This window comes from Aminobacter sp. 01T433 (assembly GCF_056398585.1).
This window is the reverse complement of sequence record NZ_JBFTPR010000045.1, coordinates 1-8,370: the sequence shown is the minus strand read 5'-3', so window position 1 is coordinate 8,370 and position 8,370 is coordinate 1. Positions and strand designations below refer to the sequence as shown.

The following is an 8,370-nucleotide window of genomic DNA, read 5'->3' as shown; positions in this document are numbered from 1 at the left end:
CGGCGTGTCTGCCTCGAACTTCACGATCTCGGTGAATGGTGGGGCTGCGAGCGCGGTTAGCTTCGGCACGGCTATCGACACGGGCAAGGGCACGCTGACGATCAACGCCAATGGCAGCTGGAGCTTCGTTGCTGGGAAGGGTCTCGACAACGACGCGGCGCAGTCGATCAGCTTCACGCTGTCGGCGAAGGATGGCGACAACGACGTCTCTTCGGACAGCCAGACGATCTCGATCACGGACGGTGCTGTGCCGACCGGTGGTGGATCGGCCTCGCTTTCTGTGGACGACCAGGGGCTGACGGACGGCTCGACGCCGAACCCGTCGTTGCTGACCAGCAGCGGCACGCTGAGCTTCACGGCCGGTTCGGATGCGTTGACCAGCTTCAGCTTCGGCTCGACCTCGGGCCTGACGACCACGCTGACCTGGACGGCTTCGGCCGGCGGCACGGTGCTGACGGGCTCTGACGAGCGCGGCGCCGTGGTGCGGCTGACGCTGACGGCGCCGGCTGGCGGCATCGCGGCTGGTGCCGCGGGCAACGTGTCGGTGAAGGTCGATCTGCTTGACAACTACGACACCCATCCAGGTGCGGGCGATGTCGCGCTCGGTCTCGGCTCTGTGACGGTCGTCGCCGCCGATCATGATGGTGACGAGGTCACCGGCACGGTCACCGTCTCGATCTCTGATGACGTTCCGGCAGTCGATTTCGCCGGCGCGACGAGCGTCAACGAGAATGCCGTGGGTACAGTGGCTGGAACCTATCAGTTCCGACCCGGAGCTGACGGCACCCTCTCGGGCAATATCACCATCGCGATCGGGACCACCTTCATCGCCACCATCTCGGCCGCCGATCTCGCCAATGGCGAGACGATCAACACCCCGGCCGGACAGCTGGTGCTCACGGCTCCGGCCGCGAATGGCGGCGGAACCTGGACCTTCGATCCCGGCCCGGTATCGGCAACCACGACTTTGAACATTTCCGTTACTCTGACCGACAATGACAACGACGTCGCGACCGACACGCACTCCATCACAGTGAACAACGTCCAGGGACCGCTGGTCATCAGCGGTGCGGTGACCGGTGTCGTCGAAGAAGAACATGGCCTGCCCGGCGGCAACGAAGATCAGTCCGCCAATCCCGACAACGACGCCGACACGGCCGGCAATCCGAATGCCACCACCAACGTGGCGAGCGGCAGCTTCGGCGCTCTCGTCACGGGCGGCATCGACGGTGCGCTGACCTTCGCCTTCAAGACGTTTTCTAACGATCCGGCGGTGCAGACCGTTTCCAACGGCGCGCTGATGTCGGGTGGTAAGCCGGTGCTGTTTGCTATGGAAGGCGGCAACCTCATCGGTTACGTCAACAACAGTGGTGCGGGGTATCAGCCCGGTACGGACACCAAGGTCTTCACCGTGACGCTGGACCCGGCGACTGGCGTATACACCTTCACGCTCAATGCGGCTGTCGACCATCCGGTCAACTCGCCTGCAACGGAAGACAGTATTGCCATCAACCTCAACGGCTATGTCACGGTCACGGATAGCGGCGGGCCCTCGCCGGCTGACACCGCCGTGCCGCTCAATGCCTCGATCACCGTGATCGACGACACGCCCATTGCCAATCCCGATACTGCCACGCTCAACATCGTGGTCGACGATCTCGCTGTCGGCGAGATTATTGCCCAGTGGACCAATATCGACATGGAGGATGGCGGCAGTGCAGTGTCCTTCGACCGCGATGGCGATGGCAAGACGGACGAAATCCGTTGGCCGAGCGCTTCGGGGTCGGGTTACGGCTTCGTCGACAATCCGGCTCTATCCACCGTGCCGGTAACGACGAACGAGACGTTCAATCTCGGCACTTTTACGCACTACAACTTCCCGGTGAATGGCGATACCTTGGACAAGGTGACGCTGTCGGTGACCTTCACCGCAATCATCAACGGCGAGGAAGTGCAGGTCGGTCCGATCCTGGTCAACTTCGATCACACCGAAACGGATAACAACGGCACTGCTGAACAAAATCGCGATATCATCTCGATTTCCACGCAGACGGCGACAGTCAACATTGCAGGGCAGAACTACACGCTCGACGTGCTCGGTTTCGTCAACACTGGCGGTCAACCCGTCACAACCGTGTATACGAACGAAAGCGCTACCAACAGTTACCAGCTAGCTGTGCGCCTCGTCTCGTCCGACACCACCGGCATTACCAAGACTGGCAATGTGATCAGCAGCTCCGACTCTTCAGGCGCCGACCAACCGCTACAGGTGACCGCGATAAAGGGCGCGACGACCGACATCACGGCCGACAACTCGGGCAACTTCCAGGTAAATGGCGCCTACGGCACGCTGGTCATCAACAAGGACGGCACCTACACCTACACGCTGACGGCTGATGCCAGCGACATTACGGGCACCACCGATACTTTCACCTACACGGTCAAGGACGCCGACGGCGACCCGGCGAACGCGACGCTGACGATCAATCTCAACAAGGTCGACAGCAGCGCGAACCCGCTGCATGGCGACCGCGTCCTGACCAATGTCACAGGCAACAATATCGTCATTTCTGAAGCAGCGTTGCTCGCCAACGATGATTTGAATTCGACGATCTTGGGCGTGTCGAATGCTGTTGACGGCACAGTCTCGCGCAGTGGCGGGAACGTAACATTCGTCGATACCGACGGTGATGGCGGTTCGTTCACCTACAATGGCCTGAACGGTGGGACCTCGGACAACGCCTTGGTGACCATCGGGCGTCAAACCGGTTCGACGCTGACCGGCACCTCTGGTAGCGAAATCCTGATCGGCAGCGCTTCGGCCGACACGATCAATGGTGGAGCAGGTGTCGACACCATCCTGGGCGGCGCTGGCAACGACACGATCATCGCCGATCAGGCAGATCGGTTGATCGATGGTGGCGGAGGCACCGACGCGCTCAATGTCGGCGCCAACTTCACCAGTGCCAGCGATGCGCAGATTGCCAATATCGAGAACGTGACGCTGACCGCGGCGGCGACGCTGAACCTGTCCAACCAGACGGAAGGTTTCACGATCACCGGCTCGTCGGGTGCGGACTCGATCACCGGCGGTTTGGGCAACGACATCATCAATGCCTCTCAGAACGATACGTTGATCGATGGCGGCGGCGGAACCGACACCCTGAATGTGGGTGCCAATTTCACCAGCACTGGCAATGCTCAGATCGCCAATATCGAGAACGTGGTGCTGACCTCTGGTGTGACGCTGAACCTCTCGAACCAGGTGGAGGGTTTCTCGATCACAGGTTCGTCTAGTGCGGACACCATTACCGGCGGTTCGGGCGCGGACTCGATTTCAGCTGGTGGCGGCAACGACACCATCAATGCCGCTCAAAACGATACGTTGATCGATGGCGGCTCGGGTACGGATACGCTCAATGTCGGGGCCAACTTCGCCAGCACCGGCGATGCGCAGATCGTCGGGATCGAGCAGGTCACGCTGACCTCGGCCGCGACCTTGGATCTCTCCAATCAGTCGGAAGGGTTCAAGATCATTGGATCGTCGAGCGCCGATACTATTATCGGCGGGGCTGGCGCTGACATTATCAACGGAGGTGGTGGCAACGATACGCTGACCGGTGGTGGCGGGGCAGATAAGTTCTACTTGGCGACGAATACCGGAACGGATGTTATCAAGGATTTTGACGGCCATACAGTCAGTGGCACCGACAAGATTGGCTTCCTCGACACCGGGTCGAACGGTAGCGGCAGCGTTAATTTCTCCGTGAGCGGCAGCGCTACCGGCACTGCGCTGTCTTCTGGAGATGTCGTGACCCGCACGAGCATAGAAAACATCGACAGCAATGATGATCAAAAGGTTATCTTGATCAGCAGTGCTCAGACGACCGCGCAAATTACCGGCAATTCAAGCGACGACAACAATACGCGGAATTCCTATGTGGTCGTCTTCAATTCAACCACTGGCAAAGGCGAAATCTGGTTCGATACAGATTGGGACGACACTAGCAACCGGGTTCAGGTGGCCACGCTTGACAATATCACTTCGGCTGCTCAGGTGGCGGCGCTCACCGCTGCTGACTTCGTAGCCTATAACTCCGCCGTCGATCCGATCATGCTCGACCTGGACCACAACGGCTACAGCTTCTCCGACGTGGCCGGCGGCATTCGCTTCGACATCAACGCGGATGGTCATGCAGACCAGGTCGCCTGGAACACCAGCGGCGACGGCATCCTGGCCTATGATGTCAACGGCGACGGCAAGATCGAGAGTGGAGCAGAGATCTTCACGCCGAACTTCGCTGGTGGCAATTTCGCCAGCGGTGCGGAGGCGCTTGCTTCGCTCGACAGCAACGGCGATGGCATCATCGATGCCAACGACGAGGCCTTCGGCAAGCTGATGATCTGGCAGGACGCCAATAGCGACGGCGTCGGCGAGGTTGGCGAACTGACACATCTCAGCGACCATGGCATCACCGGCCTCGGCACATCGACGACACCATCGAACGATGTCATCGACGGCCAGATCGTGGCTGGCGAGGGCACTGTCCACTATGCGGATGGCTCGTCGGGCACCTATGTCGAGATGATGCTCGATGCGGTGCTCGGAGCTCCGGAAGCCGCGCAGCCGACCGGTGAAACCTTCGTCATCGATGGCTTGAATGTCGCCGACATCATTACGGACTACGACGGCGGCAAGGGCGACCAGCTCGATCTCAGCGCGCTGCTGAACGGCCTCGCTCCAGACACTGATCTGGCGGTGCAGGGCTACGTCAGCATTGTCCAGAACGGCGCCAATGCAGAAGTAAATGTCGATGTCGATGGTGGCGGAGACAGCTTCCAGACCGTCGCCGTGCTCGAAAACTTCACGGCGGTCAACGAAGCGGTAAAGGTGCTGTTCGAAGATAATTCGGGCACCAAGCACTCGGATAATATATGAGTGCTGAAACAAGGCGTTTGGTTCAGGGCCGACAGGATTCTCGATGACGGATGACAAGCCGGATGCAACGAACGAAGGGGCTGGCGCTTTGGCGCTGGCCCCTACCGTTGATGTGGGCTCGTGGGGTTTGGAACCCGAGTTCGACTTGCCCACACTCGCACCAACTCCGGTGCCGTTGGCCGACGCCGTAGTGCTAGGCGAAATCCTGGCCGATTCGCTTTTCGGCGAGGTCATCGAGTTGTCCGACCTGATACCGCAGTTGCTGGCTCCGGGGAGTGAAGCGGCGGCCGATGCTTCCGCGATCGTAACGATGGCTGATCTCACCACCCACGACGCCGGGGCGGACGTCTTGGCTGTCACGGCGCCGTTCAACATCTTCTTCGAAGAGGATGGATCGTCGGGGCAGGGTACGCTTTGAGTTTTGGAATGCGCCCGGGTTTCCGGGTGGACGTGAATGGGTGGCAGCCGACACCGCGTCGATGCCGGGGCAGGAGAGGAACTTCGAATGGCTTTCAACTGGAAGAAGCGGTCGGCGCTGGCCGGCCTTTGCGTATTCGCCTTCACTGGCCAGGTGGTGGCGGCCGACTTGATCGATATGCCGACCGCCAGCTATTGCCGAGTGGCGAGCACGTCGGATCTGGCGCTGAATGAGAACCTCGGCGAGGTCAGGACCGAAGTCGTAAGGCTGATGGACGAGTCTGTTGCTGCCGCCAACAGCTCGCAGTGGATCGACTCGAGGCGTCCGGTGTTCGTCTGGGCTTCGGAGGCGAAAGTCGCCTGCGGCATCGCCTATGGCTACCTCAGGACCAATTATCGCGACCAGGACTCCATCAACAAATGCGAGTGCTTCCATAGCCGCATGGTCGAATACATGAACTAGCCAGGTCGCGGGCCGCCGTTTGGCGTGGCCCGCGCATCAGCGAAGCCGCTCGCACGTCGAAAAAACAGTGTCCCACCTCCGGCCTGTTCGGTGACCACGCGTCTGCCACTGTGCTGCGGACGCAACATATTGGTAACTTTCGCGCCAGCTGTTCGGCATGCCGTTTTTGTGCCGCGGTCGCGTGACCATTGTCGCGGTGATGGTCGGCGCGCGGGTTTGAAGTTTGGGGCATTTTATGCGCGTTCAATCGGCGGCGCAGTGCTCTAACGGAGGATTGATGAGGGTAATTGGACAGCGCTTCTTGCGGCATGCCGCATTGTTGGCTGCCGTGTTGGCGCTGCCGCTTGGTCTGGCCGCTTGTCAGTCCGGCACCGAAGGCAACGACGTGCTTGGCACTGCAGCCGAGAGCGCAACGGCATCTTCTGGAACAGCTCAGGCGAAATCGGGACCGACAAGATCAGGCGAAACGCTTGGCAAGGGGCCGGTGAAAGTCGCGATGCTGCTGCCCTTGTCGGCGGGCGGGTCAGCGGGCGACCGTGGCCGCAAGATGCGTGATGCAGCGGCGCTTGCCATGACCGACATGGGCGACAACCTGCTGACATTGACGGTCGAAGATACCGGTGGCGACGAAGGTCGCGCGCGCACCCTGACCACAGGCGCGCTGGCTTCGGGCGCGAAGCTCGTCATCGGCCCGTCCGAGCCCGGCGCGGTGCGCCAACTCGCGGCGATCTCGGGCTCCAACCGGCCGTTGGTTCTGGCGCTGGCCGACAATTATGCCGGCGCACCGGGCGTCTATTCGGTCAGGCTCAACGAGGCTGACAGCGCGGCGGCGGGAGCTGCGGCCATCGCCGCCAAGGGCGCGCGCAAGTTCGTGCTGTTCACAGCCGAAGGCGAGGCCGGCAAGACGATTGAAAAACGTGTCGCCAACAGCCTCAGCATCTATGGCGCGACGCTTGCGGTGGCGGTGCCATTTGGCCCATCCACTGGCGGGTCCGACAAGGCCGTGGCCGACATGACGGCACTGGTCAGCGACCCGCAAGCGATCGTGATTGCCAGCGGCAGCGCCAACCCGGCACCTTTGGTTGCGGCGCTGAAGGCCAAGGGGCTGCTCGGCAAGAACATCACCCTGGTCGGGTCAAATCGCTGGCTCGAGCATGGCATCGACGATCCCACGATGCAGGGGGCCTACATCGCCACGCTCGACAGTGCCGAGATCGGGCCCATCGCTGATCGCTTCCGCAAGACCTACAACTACGAGCCCGACGTCAATGTCGCCTATGGCTATGATATGGTCGCCCTTGCGGCCGGCATCGCCAGCGCGCTCGGCCCAAAAGGCTTCACCAAGAAGGTGATCGAGAGCCCGACGGGCTTTCGCGGTTCGACGGGCATTTTCCGTTTCCGCGAGGACGGTGCCGGCGAGCGCGCCATGCCCTTCTTTCGTATCGACAAAGGCCTGCTCAAGCAGGTCGAGAAGTCGACCTCGGGATTTTGAAGCCTGGCATGTCGCACTTGAAAATAGAATGTACCACGGCCAGTCGGTGAATTCGGTGCCGCGATCAAAGGTGATCGAACGGCGTGCGGCATGGGGAAGGGCGCTCAAGGTCTCGATCAGCCGGTCCATGATCGGCTTCGATTGCCGGTCGTTGTTGCGCAGGAACACCGCAAAGCGGCTGACCCGTTCAACCAATGATGTGACGTTGGCCTTGCCGAACTTCTTGCGGAATTGGATCAGGTCGCATTCCCAGTGACCAAGCTGCTTTCGCTCTCTGACGATGTCGGGGCGGTGCAGAATGCTGAGTTCTGGGCCGAATCTTCGGCCATGACGCCGCCGGGCATGGCGTGGCCGGCGGCGCGCCCGACGCTCGGGCAGATAATGCCACAGCTTCATCTCTTGGCCGTCGCTCGAATAGGCAAAGCGGTAGATCGTCTCGTGACAGACCCGCGTCGAACTTCTCTCGAGCTGCAGCCGGCCGGCGATCTGCTCTGGCGACCAGCCAAGTTTGATCCGCTCGATGATGGCCAATCGCAGGCGCGGAAACCGCACCAGCTTGCGATATCGGCTGCGGCGCTCTTTGGCCATACTGTCGGCCGTGACACAGAAATAGCCGGTCAGATCCGCCATCTCCGCGTCCTCGAAGATGTTCCGGCGCAACTCGCGGAAAATCGTCGAACGATGCCGGCCGAGCTTCTCGGCGATCACATCGACACTGACCCCAGCCTGACGCCAGCGGGCGATCTTGCGCCGCTCATCGAGATCAATCTGCGAGTAGGTGCGTTTCATCTGCGCTTCCTTGCTTACGATAACCCATTGGTATCGCTGCAAAGTCGCACTTCAAGGTAGAACCCACCCAGCTACACGCTATGTGGCGGCAAGGTTGGAATGTCCGCTCGGACGCAAAGTAGAAATGTCACTTTCTGCCAAAGCGCACGACAATCAGCCCCGTTCTGACCGGCTGGTTGGGGTTGCAAGGGCAGAGCGGGGCGGGTGGATGATCCACCCATCGGCTTTAGCTTTGAGATTGTTGGGTCAGCCAATCATTCCGCGGCATCG

4 protein-coding genes and 1 pseudogene are annotated in these 8,370 nt (G+C 60.9%); 4 read left to right on the top strand and 1 reads right to left on the bottom strand.

The window, feature by feature from the left end; genetic code table 11:
• The 4 genes from AC1DLV_RS30035 to AC1DLV_RS30020 all read left to right on the top strand — a co-directional run.
• A partial coding sequence (locus AC1DLV_RS30035; RefSeq protein ID WP_476836339.1) for a beta strand repeat-containing protein occupies positions 1-4,939 on the top strand: 4,939 nt, incomplete at its 5' end.
• A 43-nt stretch (positions 4,940-4,982) separates the two neighbouring features.
• Positions 4,983-5,357 carry a hypothetical protein gene (locus tag AC1DLV_RS30030; protein ID WP_476803608.1) on the top strand — a complete coding sequence of 125 codons (375 nt, stop codon included), beginning with the start codon at positions 4,983-4,985 and terminating at the stop codon, positions 5,355-5,357.
• An 87-nt stretch (positions 5,358-5,444) separates the two neighbouring features.
• Positions 5,445-5,819 carry a hypothetical protein gene (locus AC1DLV_RS30025; RefSeq protein WP_476785738.1) on the top strand — a complete coding sequence of 125 codons (375 nt, stop codon included), beginning with the start codon at positions 5,445-5,447 and terminating at the stop codon, positions 5,817-5,819.
• Between the two features lie 277 nt (positions 5,820-6,096).
• Positions 6,097-7,311, top strand: a complete 1,215-nt coding sequence (locus tag AC1DLV_RS30020) for an ABC transporter substrate-binding protein (protein ID WP_476803607.1) — start codon at positions 6,097-6,099, stop codon at positions 7,309-7,311.
• A 33-nt stretch (positions 7,312-7,344) separates the two neighbouring features.
• Here the strand turns inward: AC1DLV_RS30020 and AC1DLV_RS30015 are convergent.
• Positions 7,345-8,100: pseudogene (locus AC1DLV_RS30015) on the bottom strand (IS30 family transposase); the annotation flags it as partial.
• Positions 8,101-8,370 lie beyond the last annotated feature (270 nt).